The 18,834-nt window shown below is 57.6% G+C and carries 11 protein-coding genes and 1 riboswitch; of the genes, 7 read left to right on the top strand and 4 right to left on the bottom strand.

Annotation, left to right across the window (positions count from 1 at the left end; all coding sequences use genetic code 11):
- Positions 1 to 122: 122 nt before the first annotated feature.
- The gene (locus KUF54_RS00305) at positions 123 to 1,322 is read right to left on the bottom strand and encodes a TlyA family RNA methyltransferase (protein ID WP_219344196.1); all 1,200 of its coding nucleotides are present in this window, start codon (positions 1,320 to 1,322) and stop codon (positions 123 to 125) included.
- 296 nt (positions 1,323 to 1,618) lie between these two features.
- Positions 1,619 to 3,049, bottom strand: a complete 1,431-nt coding sequence (ahcY, locus tag KUF54_RS00300; protein ID WP_219344194.1) for an adenosylhomocysteinase — start codon at positions 3,047 to 3,049, stop codon at positions 1,619 to 1,621.
- 75 nt (positions 3,050 to 3,124) lie between these two features.
- A riboswitch (S-adenosyl-L-homocysteine riboswitch) is annotated at positions 3,125 to 3,221 on the bottom strand.
- Between the two features lie 252 nt (positions 3,222 to 3,473).
- On the opposite strand from ahcY, the gene KUF54_RS00295 reads away from it, so the two are divergent.
- From KUF54_RS00295 to KUF54_RS00265, 7 genes are all read left to right on the top strand, one after another.
- Entirely contained in the window at positions 3,474 to 5,102 is a 1,629-nt protein-coding gene (locus KUF54_RS00295; RefSeq protein ID WP_219344192.1) for a peptide chain release factor 3, read from the top strand.
- A gap of 143 nt (positions 5,103 to 5,245) precedes the next feature.
- Positions 5,246 to 6,046, top strand: a complete 801-nt coding sequence (locus KUF54_RS00290; RefSeq protein ID WP_219344190.1) for an HAD-IIB family hydrolase — start codon at positions 5,246 to 5,248, stop codon at positions 6,044 to 6,046.
- 389 nt (positions 6,047 to 6,435) lie between these two features.
- Complete coding sequence (locus KUF54_RS00285) at positions 6,436 to 9,987, top strand: autotransporter outer membrane beta-barrel domain-containing protein (protein ID WP_219344188.1); 3,552 nt, start codon at positions 6,436 to 6,438, stop codon at positions 9,985 to 9,987.
- 186 nt (positions 9,988 to 10,173) lie between these two features.
- The gene (locus KUF54_RS00280; protein ID WP_219344186.1) at positions 10,174 to 11,160 is read left to right on the top strand and encodes a TRAP transporter substrate-binding protein; all 987 of its coding nucleotides are present in this window, start codon (positions 10,174 to 10,176) and stop codon (positions 11,158 to 11,160) included.
- Between the two features lie 216 nt (positions 11,161 to 11,376).
- The gene (locus KUF54_RS00275) at positions 11,377 to 11,892 is read left to right on the top strand and encodes a TRAP transporter small permease (protein WP_219344183.1); all 516 of its coding nucleotides are present in this window, start codon (positions 11,377 to 11,379) and stop codon (positions 11,890 to 11,892) included.
- Positions 11,893 to 12,053: 161 nt separating this feature from the next.
- A complete protein-coding gene (locus tag KUF54_RS00270; RefSeq protein WP_219344181.1) occupies positions 12,054 to 13,340 on the top strand; it encodes a TRAP transporter large permease in 1,287 nt (428 codons plus the stop codon).
- 127 nt (positions 13,341 to 13,467) lie between these two features.
- Complete coding sequence (locus KUF54_RS00265; protein WP_219344179.1) at positions 13,468 to 13,989, top strand: hypothetical protein; 522 nt, start codon at positions 13,468 to 13,470, stop codon at positions 13,987 to 13,989.
- A 38-nt stretch (positions 13,990 to 14,027) separates the two neighbouring features.
- Here the strand turns inward: KUF54_RS00265 and KUF54_RS00260 are convergent, their stop codons facing one another.
- Positions 14,028 to 14,510: a 4'-phosphopantetheinyl transferase superfamily protein gene (locus KUF54_RS00260; protein ID WP_219344177.1), complete on the bottom strand. Its 483-nt coding sequence runs from the start codon at positions 14,508 to 14,510 to the stop codon at positions 14,028 to 14,030.
- Positions 14,511 to 14,649: 139 nt separating this feature from the next.
- Positions 14,650 to 18,735, bottom strand: coding sequence for a Pls/PosA family non-ribosomal peptide synthetase (locus KUF54_RS00255; RefSeq protein WP_219344175.1), 4,086 nt, complete (start codon positions 18,733 to 18,735; stop codon positions 14,650 to 14,652).
- Between the last annotated feature and the right edge of the window lie 99 nt (positions 18,736 to 18,834).

Raw genomic sequence — 18,834 nt, 5'->3', positions numbered from 1 at the left:
ACCCTTGAGACGTCCTTGCTTTGGCTTGTCGTACTTTTGTACTGCCTACGGCTTCGCGCCTCGTCTCAAAAGCAAACCTTCGATTTGCTCGGTTGTGTTAGCCGCTCTTCAAAGCGCAGGTCTTAGCGCTCGTTGCGCTTTTTTTGCTTGCCGCGGCCAGGGCCGGGCTGACCAAAGCTGGCCGTCTCAGGGTCTTCATACAGCTCTTGCTTGGCACGATGCGCCTTAATGTCGGCACGCGATGGGCGCTTGGCTGTCGTTTTAACGGCTGGCTTGGCGCTGGCTTCTTCATCAACGGCGAGCTGAGGAGCAGGAGCCTTAATCTCAGCGCCTTGCTCGGCCCAGACGAAGAACTCGTGGTTACCGTCGCCGCCTTCGATAGGCGAGTCCATCCAACGCTTGACCGTCAGACCTAAACCGGTGAGGCATTCACGGATACGCTGCTCAACTTCCAAGTACAAAGCCTTGTCGCGCACAATGCCGCCCTTGCCAATCTGGCCGGGTTGAAGCTCAAACTGGGGCTTGACCAGCATCAGCAGCTGACCATGTGGCTTGAGCACTTGCACAACGGACGGCAGCACCAACGTCAGCGAGATAAAGGACACATCGCCGGTGACAAAGTCAAACGCGGGCGTGATGTCAATGTTCTCGGTGCCCGCCTTGCGGCGGCTCTCTACAGGCGCATTGCCTTCAAACTTGGCACGAGCCTTGGCCGCACGCTCAGCCTTGAAGGACTCAATGTCTTGCTCTTTAGCGTCATCAGTGTCGTCATAGTCCTCATCGACCTGACCACCGTTGCGCATCCAGGCGTAAGGAGCTTGTGGCTGGGTATCGTTGTCTTCTTCGACTTCGAGCACTTCGCTCAGCGCTTCATCGCAAGCTTCTTCCAGCGACTCAGGCGTCAGCGTGCGAGCGTTAAAGCTTTCCACGCAGATCACGCGCTCGTCATTGCGCAGACGCTCATGCAACTGGCTGTGACCCACATCCACGCCCACCACTTGGGCAGCGCCGGCCTGCAGCAAGCAGTCGGTAAAACCGCCGGTGCTTTGGCCTACGTCCAGGCAACGCAGATCTTTCACAGCAATGCCAGTAGCCGCCAGCGCACCTTCGAGCTTGAGACCGCCACGCGAGATGTACTTGGCTTCAGCCGCATCGAGCAAGTTCAGCTCAGCGCCTGCAGGAATATCGTCACCGTTCTTGGAAACCTTCTTCCAAGGAGCCAGCGGCGTCAGGCGCCACTCCACGCCCGAAGCAATCAGGCGTTGCGCCTGTGAGCGTGTCGAAGCATGACCTGCTTCCACCAAAAAAACATCTGCGCGCATAGCGTCGCTTCCTTTGAAATTAACCAAGCCGGGCACTGCACCGTAGTGCAGCGAGGCAAAAATCTGTTTTAGATAGCTTCTTGCGCTTGTATCTATTGAAATTCAGACACTTATAAACCTGAAACTCATACAGAACTCACGCTAGCAGCTATCAAATTAAATAACCACTCTTCAACACCGGCACGCCTCCACAAGGAGACACCGAGGAAGGGCCGCCCCGCACCGAAGGTGTCGTCCCCCTCCGGCGAAGCCAGAGAGGGGGAAGCCGCGCAGCGGCTTAGGGGGTGTCGCTATTTTTAATAACGGTAAGTTTCAGGCTTGTAAGGGCCTTCCTTCTTCACGCCAATATAAGCGGCTTGTACGTCGCTCAGCTCAGTCAGTTGTGCGCCCACCTTCTTCAGGTGCAGGCGTGCCACCTTTTCGTCCAGCACCTTGGGCAGCACGTAGACCTTGCCCACTTCGTAGGCTTCAGGGCGGGTAAACAGCTCGATCTGGGCGATGGTTTGGTTGGCAAACGATGCGCTCATCACGAACGAGGGGTGGCCGGTGGCGCAACCCAAATTCACCAAGCGACCCTTGGCCAGCAGGATGATCTTCTTGCCATCAGGGAACTTGATGTGGTCGACCTGGGGCTTGATTTCTTCCCACTCATACTTCTCGATCGAAGCGACGTCGATTTCGTTGTCGAAGTGACCGATGTTGCAGACGATGGCTTCATCCTTCATGGCAACCATGTGCTCGTGGCGAATGATGTCCTTGTTGCCGGTGGTGGTCACGAAGATGTCGCACTTGTCGGCGGCATATTCCATGGTTACGACCTTGTAGCCTTCCATGGCGGCTTGCAGGGCGTTGATGGGGTCAATCTCAGTCACCCACACTTGGGCGCGCAGAGCGGACAGGGCTTGGGCGCAGCCCTTGCCCACGTCACCGTAGCCAGCCACCACAGCCACCTTGCCGGCGATCATCACGTCAGTGGCGCGCTTGATGCCGTCCACCAGCGATTCGCGGCAGCCGTACAGGTTGTCGAACTTGCTCTTAGTGACCGAGTCATTCACATTGATCGCACGGAACAGCAGCGAGCCGTTGGCGGACATTTCGTTCAGGCGGTGCACACCGGTGGTCGTTTCTTCGGTCACGCCGCGGATTTCGGCCGACTTGCGGGTGTACCAGGTGGAATCAATCGCCAGCTTGGCCTTGATGGCCGCGAACATGATCTTTTCTTCTTCCGAACCGGGGTTGGCCAGCACGGAGATGTCTTTCTCAGCCTTTTGACCCAGATGCAGCAGCACGGTGGCATCGCCGCCGTCGTCCAAAATCATGTTGGGGCCTTCGCCTTCAGTGCCCTTGGCGCCGAATTCGAAGATGTTGTGGGTGTAGTCCCAGTAATCCTTCAGCGACTCGCCCTTGATAGCGAACACAGGCGTGCCAGTGGCGGCGATGGCCGCAGCAGCGTGGTCTTGGGTCGAGAAGATGTTGCAAGAAGCCCAGCGCACGGTAGCGCCCAGATCCTTCAGAGTCTCGATCAGCACGGCCGTCTGAATGGTCATGTGCAGCGAGCCAGTGATGCGCGCGCCCTTCAGGGGCTGAGTGGCCGCGAATTCTTCGCGAATGGCCATCAGGCCGGGCATCTCAGTTTCAGCGATTTGAATTTCCTTGCGGCCCCAGGCGGCAAGGGTAATGTCGGTAATAGCCGAATCAGCAGGGTTGAAGCGAACAGCAGCGTTCATGGTTTTCTCCAAAATTTGAATGAAAAACCACGTTCCGCGGAAGAAGGGGCGAATGCCATCTCACCGCACAGAAAGCGTGGGTGAGCGTCGTTGCGAGATGAAATCCGAGCCTCACGCCCCGCTGTGGCCGGCGCTAAGCCGACTGGGGAACGCTGCAACGCTCCTCGGATGGACGGCAATTATAAGGGAATCCCCTTCTCACCAGCCTTTACTCTATTTACTTCATACAGCGCTTCAACTTGCAGCGGCAAGCTCTCATTACCAGACAGCCTCCATGAATTGCCCCTACCGCTAAAATAAGCGCCCTCAAGCCTTATTCACAGGTCTGCCCCGTATAGGCGCAGGCCTTGTGCAGCTCACCCATCGCTGCACCTTTTTGTGGTCACAGCCGGTATCTCCGGCTGTATTTACAGCTCTCAATACCGTGTCATACGCCCCAGAAACTCAGCGCCGTCGTACGTTCGCCATCATTTCCCACCCGGATGCGGGTAAGACCACGCTGACCGAAAAGCTGCTGCTTTTCTCGGGCGCGATTCAGATCGCCGGAGCGGTCAAGGGCCGCAAGGCCAGCCGCCACGCCACGTCTGACTGGATGGAAATTGAAAAGCAGCGCGGGATCTCGGTCGCATCGTCGGTGATGCAAATGAGCTACCGCGACCACGTCATCAACCTGCTCGACACCCCCGGCCACAAGGACTTCTCGGAAGATACCTACCGCGTGCTGACGGCCGTGGACTCGGCCCTGATGGTGATTGACGCAGCCAACGGTGTGGAATCGCAAACCCGCCGACTGATTGAAGTTTGCCGCCAGCGCAACACGCCCATCATCACCTTCGTCAATAAGTTTGACCGTGAAGTGCGCGATCCGCTGGACATCATGGACGAAGTTGAGCGCGAGCTGGGCATGCCCTGCTGCCCTATCACCTGGCCTGTCGGTCAAGGCAAGAGCTTCGGCGGCATCATCAATCTGCGCACGAAGAGCATGACGGTGTTCACCCCCGGCAGCGATCGTGGCCCCAAAGACTTTGAAGTCATCCCCCTGACCGAGGCCGACAAGCTGCGTGCCCGTTTTGGTCAAGCGTTTGACGATGCTCTGGAATCCATGGAACTGGCTGTGGGCGCCTCCGCCGAGTGGAGCCATGAAGACTTCCTGGCCGGCAAGTTGACGCCTGTGTTCTTCGGCTCCGGTGTAAATAACTTCGGTGTAATGGAAGTGCTGGACGCCGTGGTCGACATGTCGCCCCCGCCCGGCCCGCGCATTGCATTCACAGAAGTGAACCGCAACCGCGAAGAAAAAACCATCAACCCCGAAGACAAAGGTTTTGCTGGCGTGGTCTTCAAGGTGCAAGCCAATATGGACAGCAACCACCGCGACCGCATCGCCTTTGTGCGCGTGGCCAGCGGCAAGTACACCCCCGGCATGAAGATGAAGGTGCAGCGCACCGGCAAGGAACTGCGCCCCACCAGCGTGGTGACATTCATGTCGCAGCGCCGCGAAGCGGTGGATGAAGCCTTTGCCGGCGACATCATCGGCTTCACCATCCACGGTGGCGTGCAACTGGGCGATTCGATCACTGATGGCCCAAGCCTGCAGTTCACCGGCCTGCCCTTCTTCGCGCCCGAAATGTTCATGACCGTGGTGCTGAAGAACCCGCTGCGCACCAAACAGTTGCAGCAAGGCCTGATGCAGCTGGGTGAAGAAGGTGCGATTCAAGTGTTCAAACCTGATATCGGTGGCAATATGCTGCTGGGCGCCGTAGGTCAGCTGCAGTTTGAAGTGGTGCAACACCGCCTTAAAGCCGAGTACGACTGCGATGTGCGCTTAGAAGGCTGCCAGTACACCGGCGCACGCTGGATTACGGCCGACAACGCCGCCGATCTGCGTGAGTTTGAAAACGCCTACCCCATGCGTTTAGCGCACGATGCGGCAGACACGCTGGCCTATCTGTGCACCAGCCCCTACGACGTGCGACTGGCTCAGGAACGATTCCCCAAGATTCATTTCCACCCGTTGCGCGAGCACGCAGGCTTGGCACTAGGCTCAGCAAACTGATCCCCCTAAGGCGCTTTGCGCCTTCCCCCTCTCTGCTTCGCGGAGGGGGACGACGCCCTCGCAGCGGGGCGGCCCTTGCTCGGCGTCTCGCCGATGGGTAGTGCCAGTTTCCAGCGTCACCTGCAATGCATTGAGAGTTTTTTGTGAGCCTAGAATTTCTGCGCCCCCTGTCTGAACTGCAAACACCCGCCAAGCTGCTGGGCGTGTTGACCGATATCGACGACACCTTGACCACCGATGGCGTGGTGCCAGACCACGTGGTGGCCGCTATTGCCCGCCTCAAGGAGGCGGGCTTGAAAGTGGTGCCTATCACCGGCCGCCCCGTGGGTTGGAGCGTGCCTTTTGCATCGGCCTGGCCCGTAGATGCCATCGTGGCTGAAAACGGTGCTGTGGCCCTGCGCCGTAACGCCGAAGGCAGCTTGGACAAGCTCTATCAACAAGACGCCCAAGAGCGCGCCAGCAACTTTTCCAAGATGCAGCAAGTGCTCGAGCAAATCGAAGCTACCGTGCCCGGCGCCACACGCGCTACAGACTCTGCAGGCCGCGAGTGCGATATCGCAGTGGACCACAGCGAGTTCACCCACCTGCCGCAGGCGCAAATCGATGCGTGCGTGCAAATCATGCGTGACGCAGACATGAACGCCACCGTCAGTTCCATCCACATCAATGGCTGGTTTGGTGAGCACAACAAGCTCGAAGGCGCGCGCTGGATTGTGCGTGAACTCTTCGATATCGATCTGGACGCCACACTGAATCAGTGGGTCTACATCGGTGACTCCACCAATGACCAGCTGATGTTCCAGCACATGCCTCACAGCGTCGGCGTGGCAAACATCGAGCGCTTTGTCCCCCAACTTAAGCACCTGCCCCGCTACGTAACTCCTGCTGAACGTGGTGATGGCTTTGTCCAACTGGTCGATCAGTTGCTAGGCACTCAAAATTAATAGCTACTTGTTCCTGTTTCTATTGCTGAATGAATTGATATCACACTGAAATTCAATCAACACCAGCGCTAAACGCTCATCTTTTTAAAGGCCTGTGACATGCTCGCAGGCCTTTTGCGTTTCTGTAGTTAGGGTACTTATTCGCTTTCTGAACCTACAGCCCAGATCAACCCCTTCAATGCGCGAAACAACTACAGCGTGAATTCGTCCGCGCCCTCTGAAATGTCAAGAATTTTGACATGTGTCTCAAACACTGAGTAAGCCTGGAAAGTAGGCTGGCACTTACAAATCAGAAAGCAAAACACTCTCCCTAATAACAACTTCTAACCTAAATAAACTTTTTCATAGAAAACATCTAATTCACCCAATCTACTGAGTTTGGTGAGTTAATGAATAAATCCTATCGGTCTATTTGGAATCCAGCACTGGGTGCTTGGGTAGCAACGTCAGAAATTTCACGTGCACGCGGCAAGAGCTGCAGCGTTCGTCTCATTGTTACATCCGCACTTCTACTCGTCGTTGTATTGACCGCCGGAGCCCAAGCCCATGCTGGCTGTGTCGACAACTCATTCACACCCAACTGGGCGGTAGGAGCCACTGATAGCTCCAACTGCACTGCTGCATCCCCCAAGTATTCCAGCGCAAACACGGTCTATGTTTACTCCGGTGGCGTGCTGACTTTTACTCAGCCAAATGTCACGATCGATGCCTACAACGGCGGGAGTATTCACGGGCTCAGCATCAATGGCAACGCTTCCCCCAATCCCAATACCAACGCAAATAAAAGCACCATCAACGCCCAGAATATTGATATCAGCAGTTCTGGACGGGGCTACACAAGAGCGGTCTACATCGCTGCCGGGGGCACCATGAATGTCAGTAGCAACATGTCTGCTCATCGGTGGGACTACACCAATCAAAGCCAAGGCGCAGCAGCACTTGAGCTGGCCAACGGCAATCTCCATGTAGCCGGCAATCTTGATGTGGGGTTCTTCAGTGACAAACCTTTTGGCGAAGCCCTGCGTATTGGAGGCGCCAACAACTTAACCGTTGGCGGGCTGCTTTCCAGCACTGCCGGTCAGTACCCTTGGGGCAGTACAGCAGCTGTTCAACAGCAGGTTCAACCCGGCGCAAGCAGCTACAACGCCAAGCTGGGCGCCAATACCAACGCAATAACCTCGGACAGCTACACCAAGGCCGACATTAATGAGCTGAAGGCCACCACCTTACAAGACACGCCTTACAACTGGCGGCATACCGCTAACGGTGGTTCGGGCCTGATTCAAGTTCATAACGCCGCGACTATCAGCACGTATGGAAGTGGCACCAACGCATTATTCACCTCTCTCCAAGGATCAAACGCCAACGAAAGTGGCGTGATCGCTTTGGGCACAACATCTGCGCCAGCAGCACAAACGGGGACATTCCAGCTTCGTGTGGGAGATAAAACCACATTCAATGCACTGGGCGCCAGCAACACAGCAGTCGGGCTGGCATCAACAGCAGCATCCACCGCCAATGCCAGCATTCAGATTGACTCAGGCGCAACCTTTAATCTTCAGCAAGCTAACAGCACAGGCATTGCCCTCAGCCACACAGGTGCTGGTCAGTTGACCCTGAACAACGCTGCCACTATCTCCACCACAGCGGCAGCCGTAAACCTATCAACCTCGGGCGCGGGCAATACCGCCATCGTCAACAGCGGAACGCTGACTTCTTCCAGCACCACGCTGGGTGCGCTGCAAATGGCAGATGCATCTGCCACCGCAGGTACGGCTCGCACCATCAGCATCGATAACACCGGCACGATTTCTGGCGCTCGGTCGGCCATTGCGGCAGCTTCTGGTGAAGCCACTACGCAGATCAGCCTAAGCAACAGCGGCCAGATTCAGAAAACAGTGGCTGACAACAATGCCGTCATTGACCTGTCTGCCACCCAAGGCAGCAATAGCTTTGCCATGAAGGGCGGCTCCGTCGGCACGCAGCCCCCTCATACACCCAGCACAAGCGCAGCCTATCTGGGCGGCAGCGGCGCAGACAGCATTACCCAGACTGGTGGCAACTTTCAGGGCGATGTTCTCACCATGGCTGGTGACGACAGCTTTACTGGCACCGCAGGCCGCCTGATCGGCACGCTGAACATGGGTGATGGTAACGACACGGCCTTGATCGCCTCAGGCTACGACCTGAGCCAAACACCCCGCCTTGATGGCGGGGCTGGCACCAACAACCTGACCTTGCAAGGCCAAAGCCTCAATATTTATAGCGCCGCGGCCGATACACCCGCGCAAGGCGTGAATGTGTTGAACTGGCAGACCCTAAATCTGCAAAATGCCAGTGCGGCGCGTTTGACCGGTGATCTGAATTTAGGTGGCCTTACAGGTCAGTTGAATATCGATTCGACCTCGTCTGTAGCCATTGCAGGTGCAGCATCCACTGCCCGCACCATTGCCGGTAGTGTGAACAATGCCGGCACGCTAGACCTGCGCAACAGCGCGGCAGGTGCTCTGAACACTTTGACCGTGCAAGGCAACTACGTGGGCAACAACGGAAAGTTGTTGATCAACACCCAGTTGGGTGACAGCAGCTCCCCCACCGACAAGCTGATCATTGATGGTGGCAAGGCCAGTGGCAACACTTCGGTCAGCGTCACCAACAAAGGTGGCTTGGGCGCACAGACCACTGGCAATGGCATTCAAGTCATCAACGCCATCAACGGCGCCACAACGGATGCAGGAGCTTTTGCACTCAATGGAGGCACCGTCTCCGCAGGTGCCTACAACTACAGTCTGGCGCGCAATACCGATGAGAGCTGGTATCTGAGCAGTGCTGCCGCGCCGCAACCTCCTGCCCCATCACCATCGCCTTCTCCTTCCTCGTCACCGTCGCCTTCCCCGTCACCCAGCCCTGCCCCAGCTCCTCAGCAAAATTACAGCCCTCAGACCGCCGTCATGGCAGCTACGCCCACCTTGGCACTGCTGCATGGCGCTGCCACGCTCGATAGCTGGCAAGAGCGCATGGGCGGCCGTGTGTATGGCTACGGCATGCAAAAGCAGCAAGACCAAGCCTCGCCAGGCTGGGTACGCATGATCGCCCAAGGCGGCAGCCGCGATGGCGGCAAGCGCTATGGCACAGGTACTGGCGATCAAAGCATGGCTCCCGGCATCGACTACAGCACCTACGTTGCGCAGCTGGGCATGGATTTTTACCGCAACCAATCTGGCAATGCGCGTCAAGCCGCAGGTGCCTTTGTGGCTTTGGGTCAGACCAGCGGTGATATCAGCTTCACAAACTACAGAACTCAACAATCGGGCGATGCTGGAAAATCACGTGTACAAGGCACAACACTGGGTCTGTACTGGAGCCGCATTGCCGAACAAGGCCAGTATCTGGATGCCGTGCTGCAATACACCGATTACGACATCAAAACCAGTGCACTGGGTGCTAACAGCACCAAGAGCGGCGGCAAAGGCTTTGGCGCATCGATTGAAGGCGGCGTGCCTTTTGCACTGAACTCCGATTGGACGCTGACACCTCAAGCCCAACTGCGCTGGCAACATGTCTCGCTCAATAGCGCCAATGTGGTTGAAAACGGCCAACGCATCGGAAGCTATGACTTTGGCAACGCCAACTCTCTGTGGGGCCGCCTTGGCGTGCAAGCCACTTATCAAACCAAGCAAGACTCCAAAATATGGGTGCGTGCTGATTTGATGCATGAGTTCAAGGGCGAAACCCAAGCTCGCTACATCGCAGCGCAGGGTGGCCCAGAGCCCGTCTTTAAGAATTCGCTCAAAGGCACGGCCGTGGGCCTGACCGGTGGTATTGATCAGCAGGTCAACAAGCAACTGGCCGTTTATGGCTCGCTGTCTTATTCCGCAGGTGTTGGCGGCAACAAGGGCGATGCTTGGGCTGCAAAGGCGGGGATGCGCTGGAGCTGGTGAGCAGCCTATCCAACCTACAAGCCCGCAGACCTTCCCTGTGGGCTTTTTTACATGCTTTCAACACCACCCATCTCCAAGCGCGATGAGATAGTGCGTGCAAGACGAGCACCTTTTAGGTGCAAACCACAGGTTGGCACTCACTACAATTTTTGATTCATTTCAAAACATTTCAGAGAGACCCAAACCATGCGCATGATTCGCCGTACTTTTGTTGCCACTGCCATTGCCAGCACCGCCGCACTGACCGCAGGCACCGCGTTTGCCCAAGGCAAAGAAGTCAAGATTGGCTATGCGCTGGCCATCAACTCTCACTACGGTGCAGCCGCAAACGCATGGGCTGAAGGCGTAGAAAAAGGCACCAACGGTGCCTACAAATTTAAGCAATTTCCTGCCTCTGCACTGGGTGGCGAGCGCGAGCTGATTGAAGGTCTGCAACTGGGCACCGTGGAAGCGGCCATCGTCTCCACCGGCGCACTGAGCAACTTTGTGCCTGACGTGGGCGTCATCGATATTCCCTTCCTGTTCCGTGACACACAACATGCCCGCGCAGTGATGGATGGTGCTTTTGGTCAAGAGCTGCTGGCCAAGTTTCAAAAGCGCGGTCTGGTTGCGCTGTCTTGGGGAGAGCAAGGCTTTCGCCACCTGAGCAACAACAAGCATGCCGTCAACGGCGTGGCTGATCTCAAGGGTCTGAAGATCCGTGTGACTGAGAACCCCGTTCACATCACGGCCTTCCGCACGCTAGGTGCATCACCCACCCCTATGTCTTGGCCCGAAGTGATCGGCGCTTTGCAGCAAGGCACGATTGATGGTCAAGAGAATCCTATCTCTGTGTTGAGCTCCGCCAAGCTGTGGCAAGTGCAAAAGCACCTGACACTGACTGCTCACGTTTACGCTCCTATGGCCTTGATCGTCTCGCCTTCGTTCTGGGGCTCGCTCAACGCAGCGCAAAAAGCAGCCTTCACTGAAGGCGCGAAGAAGGGTGCTATCGCCTCGCGCGGCTTTGTGGACGCTGTGGAAAAGAAGGGCGTCGAAGAAGCCAAGGCCAACGGCATGAAGGTTGTTGAAAAGGTGGACCAAGCCGCCTTCCGCACTGCGCTGGAGCCCGCATACAAGGAATACGCCAAGAAGTTTGGCCAGAAGACCTTGGACTCCATCACCAGCGTGAAGTAATTAACGTCTAAGTCCTTAGAGCGCGTTTACGCTTTGAAAGCCGGTGGCTTGCGTCACCGGCTTTATTGTCTGAAGCAAACTCGAAGCAACTGCTAAGGACGCTGACGACTACGGGCACCACGAATGGACAATCATGCCTACTGCGGCATGATGACCTCGAATTTTTTCTGCACCGCAGCAAGGCACTTACTTTGCTTTGTTACAGCCCCACCTCCTATGCTTGATCGTATTGAACGCACTCTTGTCGCCTGCAACCGCTGGCTGCTCATCGTGCTGCTGCTGGCCATGGCCTGCATTGTTTTTGCCAATGTCGTGTTGCGCTACACCACGGGGGACTCCATTGTCTGGGCCGAAGAAGTCGCCCGTCACATGATGATCTGGGTCACCTTCCTAGGTGCGGGTCTCGTGATGCGCTTTGGTGGTCATGTGGCGATTGATAACCTGCACCGCAGCGTCAGCACCCGCAACGCCCAGTACCTTCGCGGTATTGTTGTGGTCTGCCTTGCAGTGTTTTTTGCAGTGATGACCGTCGCGTCTTCACAGTACGTGTATGCCACGCGCTTTCAGACCACGGCTGCCACGGATATCCCCATTTCTTATATCTACGCAGCCATGCCCGTGGGCTTTGTGCTGATGCTGATTCACCTGCTGTTCATTGCACGTAACTACATCCGTACAGGCGATTTTGCGGAGTCCGACGAAATGGATGCCGACGCAGCCGCATCCATATGAATATGAAACACCCCCTGAGCAGCTACGCTGCTTCCCCCCTCTCTCGCTGCGCAGGATGGGGACGACACCTTCGGTGCGGGGCTGCCCTTACTTGGTGTCCTCGCTTAGGACACGCCAGTTTCATGCAACACGCCATGAGCTACTGATCGACTGAAAAAATCATGGGTATCACTTTATTTGTCGCCATCATCGTCCTGCTGGTGCTGGGCTTTCCGGTGGCTTTTGCGTTGGCCATCTCTGCGGCACTGGCAGTTTTTGTCAGTGGACGTTATCCACAGCTCATCGTCTTCAAAGAAATGTTCACGGGCATCGACAGCTTTCCGCTGATGGCTGTGCCCTTTTTTATTCTGGCGGCTGAGCTGATGTCAGGCGGTGCACTCACCGCCGTGCTGCTGCGCTTTGCGGCTCAGTTTGTCGGCCACCTGCGCGGCGGGCTGGGCTATGCCAATGTCATGTCGCTGACCCTGTTCTCGGGTATCTCTGGCTCGGCCTTGGCTGATGCCGCCGGCCCCGGCTCGATGATGGTCAAGATGATGGACAAGGCTGGCTACAGCCGTCCCTATGCTGCTGCGCTCACAGCCAGCACCGCCATCGTCGGCCCCATCATTCCGCCATCAGTCAGCATGATCATCTATGCGCTGCAAGATGAAAATGTGTCCGTGGGCGGCCTGTTTATGGCGGGCTTTATTCCCGGTATTTTGATTGCGCTGGCCATGGCGGCGGTCAACTGGTGGGTGTGTAAAAAGCGCGACTACCGCAGCACTGAACCACGTCCATCAGCGCGTGAAATGTGGATTACCAGCTTCAAGGCCATCCCTGCGCTGATGCTGATTGTGCTCATCGTCGTTGGCATTCGCTTTGGCATCTTCACGCCCACAGAAGCCTCTGTGGTAGCCGTTTTCTATGCACTGGTCTGCGGCAAGTGGGTATACCGCACGCTGCAATGGTCGGCCCTGCCCGGCATCTTGGCTCGCTCGGCCATGCTTACGGCCTCCGTGCTGCTGGTGATGGCAACTTCCGCCGCCTTTGCCTGGGTGCTGACGGTGGAAGGCATTCCGCAATACCTGTCCGAGCTGATCGTGAGCTGGGAGCTGTCCCCCGTGATGTTCCTGATCGCAGTGAACATTTTGCTGCTGGTCTTCGGCATCTTCATGGAGCCCCTGCCAGGCGTGATGATTCTGGTGCCCATTCTGGCGCCCATCGCTTTCAGCCTCGGCATCGATCCCACGCACTTCGCCATGGTGGTGATCGTCAACCTAACGCTAGGAATGATTACACCGCCCGTGGGTGGCCTGCTGTTTGTGACTTCGGTGGCAACACGTGTGTCCATCACCGACCTTACGCGTGAGATGCCGCTGTTCCTGCTGGCGCACTTTGTGGTGCTGTGCATGCTGACTTTTATCCCTGCGATATCGACATGGCTGCCACATATGCTGGGCTTCCAATAAAGCGCTAGTTCCTAACTAAATGGGCTGCCCAATCGCAAGATTGGCAGCCCTTTTTTACGGGGATTTCTGCAATATTTTTGCGGCAACCGTTAGACACAATAAGGTGATTGATTCACAAGAGCGCCTAATGAAAAAGCTTCCATTGCAACTAAGCTTGCTCGCCTTGTTGACCATCAGCCCCGCGGCTTTTGCCGTCATGAAATGCAGCAATGGCAATCAGACTTGGTATCAAGATGGGCCTTGCCAGTCAGGCATGCAGTCCACGCAGATTTATACGCCCCCCGCGCCCATGCTGTCGGCTCCGCTGGCCGGCAGCGGCCAGATCGTGACACTGCCGCAAGAACCCAGCGCAGCTTTGCCACCACCGCCAGCGCATATCCCAACCAGCGTCTATGAGCAAGAAGCCAAACTCTGCCTCAATTGGTATCGAAGGGAAATGCAGCTGCCGCTTGAGACGCAGTATCTGGACTTCACCAAAGACCAGCGCGTGCTGACCATCACCCTTCCAGTACGCTTTTCCTTCGCCAACCAGTTCGGAGTTGTTCAAGAGGGATCCGTCAACAAGCAGGCATCTTGCGAGATTCATGGCGGCCGGCTGGATGATGCATGGACTCGCATCCACGCTAAGCGCGGCGGTTGGATTCAATGACCTCAGGGGCCTGCGAGGTCGGACTGATCTGCTGAGCGCTATCTCCACGCTACGGCTGCGGCATAGCCATCCGGCACCATCAATGGCTGGCAGTGCATTCCCGCCAAAGAAGCTTGCAAGGCCTCATTGCATTCCACCAGTGCGATACCGGTGCATTTGAGGCGTGCTTCTTGCGCGGCCCACGCACGAGAGAATGCTTCAAAAAACAGAGCATCATGTGCAATCAATTCAATCACTTGAGCCGTATTTGATGCTAGAAATAGCTGCGCTACCGCTTGTAGTTCATGGCGCGGAGCATCACGGCTCACCGCTTGGATATCGACACCCACCGGCCCTGCGTGATGCCAGGCCAGCAGCGCCAGCCCCGGCGTATGACTGATGGAGCAAAAAGGCTGTTCAAGCTTCACGCCATGCAGCCAAAGTTGCGGCGCTTGGTTGCGCTGATTGCTGATACGCAAGGTTTGCTCAGGGCAAGCCAGCTCTTGCGCCAGGCAGCTGCGCAGTGCAGCGCGGGCCTGCAATCGCGCCTGCTCTCTGTCACGGCTTAGGCCATGCACCAGCCGTAAATGAGGGCCACTTTTTGGGCAACTCTTTGGGGCACTCTGCAGTGCCCCGCCCTCCATAGCGCAATGTTCAATCTGCACAAATTGATGCCGCCTCTTATGCCGCTTTATGTGATGCCTTACGCGGCACAGCTGTTGCAGGGGTTCCTTGCCAGTGCGTGGCCGCAGGCAAGCTTTCGCCCTTCATCACCAGAGTCATCGGCCCCAGTTGCACGCCGTCACCCACCGCGGCGCCATACAGCACCGTGCAGCGTGCGCCCATAGTCACGCGGCTGCCTATGCGTACATGGTCAACCTTCATTACCCGGTCTTCAAACAGATGCGTCTGCGGGCAGCACAGCGCGTTCAGCTCGCTGTGCGCGCCAATCTCCACGCAATCGTGCTCCGTAATGTCCGTGGTATCGAGCCACGCGCTGGGGGCAATGCGGCTACCCATCAGGTTCAAAGCCAGTGGCAGCCAGGGCGTGCCGCGCAAATAGCGCAAGAAGTTAGGAACCGCCAGCCCTTCGTACAGGTTGGTCACCGCTTCAGAGAGCCAGACAAACGGCGTCCACATGGGCACGGCGGTCTTGCTGTAGCGGCGCACAGCCAGCCATTTGAAGAGTGCTACCAGCACAAAGACCACCATGCCAAAGATCACCCCAGCAATAGCCAGATCCAGCACAACCGCGCCCCAGCGGTCAGCAGTAGCCAGCGGCATCGCATCCAGCACCACCGCGTAACCCACGGCAATCACCAGTGCATGCGGCACGGCGATGCGGAAGGCCTCTACCAGCCCGCGCCCCACGCGCCGCCACAGAGATGGTGCAAACGTCAGATGCTCTGGGTAACCTTGAACGTCCTCTCGTGCGGGCAAGTTGATAGCGGGTGAGCCCAGCCAAGTGTCGCCACTTTGCATATCGGCGTTGCGCGGCACGGCCGTCATCACGCCGACGAGCACGTTTTCAGGAATGGTCGACCCATCAGGCACATAGGCGCCATTGCCAATAAAGCTGCGGCGCGAAACTACGGTGGGCTTGACCGTCATCCAGCCGCCATCGATATGCTCGTCACCCAGCATCACAGCATCAGCCACAAAGCATTCATCGCCCAGCGTCAGCATGTCGGGCACCACGCCTAAAGCGGTAGATAACTCAGTTTGCTTGCCCACCTTAGCACCCAGCAAGCGATACCAAGTGGACGAGTACACCGTGGCATAAATGCCGTGCAGTGTGCTCAGGCTGGCCTCCTGAATCTGGTTGACCATCCATTTGCCCAGATAGCGGCGGCTGTGGATGGACCAAGTGCCCGCCCTGGTACGTGGCAAAAACAGATAGCGCACCAGTGCCGCTACCAGCACCGTGCAAGCCACCAGCACCGCACTGGCAGGCAGGGCAAGCACGAAGAACTTGATCAGGCGCAGTACAAAGGCCCCACCTGCGTCAACAATGCCTTGCTCCAGCAGTGGCCTGACGGAAATTTCTTCGATATCCAGAATGTCGATCAGCATGAAGGTCGGGAAAACCGGCATGAAAAATAGCGTGGCAACCAGCAAACCGCCCGTCAGATAAACCAGCATTTCAGCCGCCTTGCGCAAGCGGCCCACTGAGTGTCGCGGCTGCAGGCTGGCAGGGTTAAAGCTGCCCACTTCTCGCGCAGGCGATCCCGCCCACACGCTGCGCGCTGGCAGCACCGCGCCATCGGCCAGTGCGGACTGGCCTTCCAGATGCGCCCAGTCTTCCAGCCGCGTGTTGCCTTCAATCACCACATACGAGCTAATGCAAACCTCATTGCCAATATCAATGCGGCCCAGCACCAACTCGCCACCTTCAACGCGCGCATTTTCCAGACTGACGGCATTGCCTATGCTGGCGCCATCCCCGATGCGCAGCAAATCAGGAGCGCGCACCGTCATCGAGCCCAGGTTGCACTCATGCCCCACCTTCGCGCCCAGCATGCGCAGCCACATGGGGTGTAAGGACGAGCCTGTAATCATGGACAAAGGCACAGCCTCCACCAGTCTGTCAGCCAGCCACCAGCGGAAATACGTCAAGCCCCACAGCGGATAGCGGCCTGGCTTCAATCGCCCGGCGATCAGCCATTTCCCGGCGCCTGCAATCGCAAACTCGGCAAGTGTTGCAATGGCAAAGGCCAGCACCGACATGGCGACCGCAAACGGCACCGAATCCGCTTCATCGCCGGTGAAGAAGTGGTAGGTAAAAAATGGCGCCAGCCACTGCGACATTTTGATCAGCACCAGCAGCGGAATCATCATGGCCTGCGCCGCCCCGCAGCGCCAGCGCCGCCATGCGGAGTGGATGCGGAAAGGTCTCTCTTGCGCCGCCGCATCGCCCACAGACATGACGGCTTGCAAGGCCTCGGCAATCAAGCCAATTTTGCGCTGCTGATAAATCGTGCTCACGGTGGCTTGCGCAAAGCGCGGATCAGCGCGCAGCTGAGAAATCAGGCGCGCAGCAAACAGCGAATGCCCGCCTAGGTCGCTGAAAAAATCCAGCCCACGCCGCACCGGCTGCCCGGGGAAAAGCTGCGCCAGTGCGGCAAACAGCAACACCTCAGCCGGAGTCTCTGGCGTATCAGAATCAGACAAATCCACCACGGTGGATAGCTCCATCGCCTTGAGCGCCTTGCGGTCAATCTTTCCCGAGGTCAGCCGCGGCATCTCGCTCAAAACATCAAAGCGGGCGGGCACCATATAGGGTGGCAGACGCTCAGCCAGCGCACTGCGCAATGCAGACTGCGTGGGCGGCGCGTCTGTGGGCACGTAAAAGGCCACCAGTTGATCCATGCCACCATCTTTACGCAGCAGCACCGCCGTGGTGCCCACGCCCGGTTGCTGCGCCAGCACGGCCTCAATCTCGCCCAGTTCCACGCGAAAGCCGCGAATCTTGACCTGATCATCGGCACGGCCCAGACAGTGAATCTGCCCCTGCTCATCAATGCGCGCCAGATCACCCGTTCGGTACAGGCGTGCATCCTGCGGCCCATTGGCCCACGGGTTGTGCAAAAACTTCTCCGCCGTCAGCTCTGGCCGGCCCAGATAGCCTGCAGCCACACCGGGGCCGGTAATGCATAGCTCACCCACCTCGCCCTGCGGCAAGCCATGCAGCGCAGGAGCCGTGCCAGCGGCAAAGCTGTCCGCCTCAATCACCTGCACCACCACCATGGCGTAATTAGGCAGGGGGGAGCCTATGGTCACCGGCTCACCCGCCTTGAGTTCGGCCAGACTGGCCGACACCGTGGCCTCGGTTGGCCCATAGGTGTTGAACATCTGGCGCGATGGATTGGCCCAGCGTGCCACCAGCGTCTCTGGGCACATCTCGCCGCCCAGATTAATAAGCCGCAAATTGGGCACATCCTGTGCAAACAGTGCCAGCAGCGTGGGCACGGCATGCAGCACCGTGACCTGCTGCGCAATCAGTGCTGCGGGCAGCGCCTCAGGGTCGCCCGCAATCTCGCGCGGGGCCAGCCACAGGGTGGCGCCCACCAAATAGCTGATCCAGATTTCCTCGAAAGACATATCAAAGGCCACCGAGAAGCCTTGGTACACCTTGTCGCTCTGGCGCACACCAAGGCGCGCATTCTCACTGCGCAAAAAGTGGCAGATGCTGCCCTGCGTAATGGCGATGCCTTTGGGCTTGCCCGTGGAGCCGCTGGTATAGATCACATAGGCCGGGTGGCTGGGCAGTGCGCCTTCACGGCGGCGCAGATCAACGCCTTCAGGCAGCGCCGCCAGAAGATCTACTTCGTTGAATATCTGCGCCGTAATGCCCTGCTGCGCTTGTACTGCCTGCGTATGCTGCTGCGCAATCAATAGCGCCTTGGCCTGCGCATCTTCAAGACAGGTGGCAATGCGATCTAGCGGGGTTTCGGCATCAAAGGGCAGCCACGCGGCGCCGGTCTTGGCAATGGCTAGTTGCAGGGTCAGCAGCTCGATACCGCGCGGCAGCCACAGGCCCACCATATCGCCGGGGCGTATGCCCGCCTCGATCAGCCGGTGGGCCGCAAGACTAGCCTGTGCATCCAGCTGGGCATAGCTGCGTTGCCGCAGTTGATCGCCCTGCCCTTCAATCAGCGCAATCTGCTGGGGATAGGCAGCAGCCGTTGCTTCAAAAATATCTGCCAGCACCTCATGGCGTAGCAAGTCTGGCCGCTCTGGCCCGCGCAAGACAACCGTTTCAGACATGGGTTTAGCAGCAACCCCGGATGCAACCACACACCCGGACACCGTGGTGCCGCTCTTTTCTCAACACTGATTATTCGGAGCAGCGTGGAGTTTCTGTGT

The organism is Comamonas sp. Y33R10-2 (assembly GCF_019355935.1).
In the GTDB taxonomy this organism is placed as follows: Bacteria; Pseudomonadota; Gammaproteobacteria; order Burkholderiales; family Burkholderiaceae_C; genus Comamonas.
This window is presented reverse-complemented; position numbering and strand designations above follow the sequence as displayed.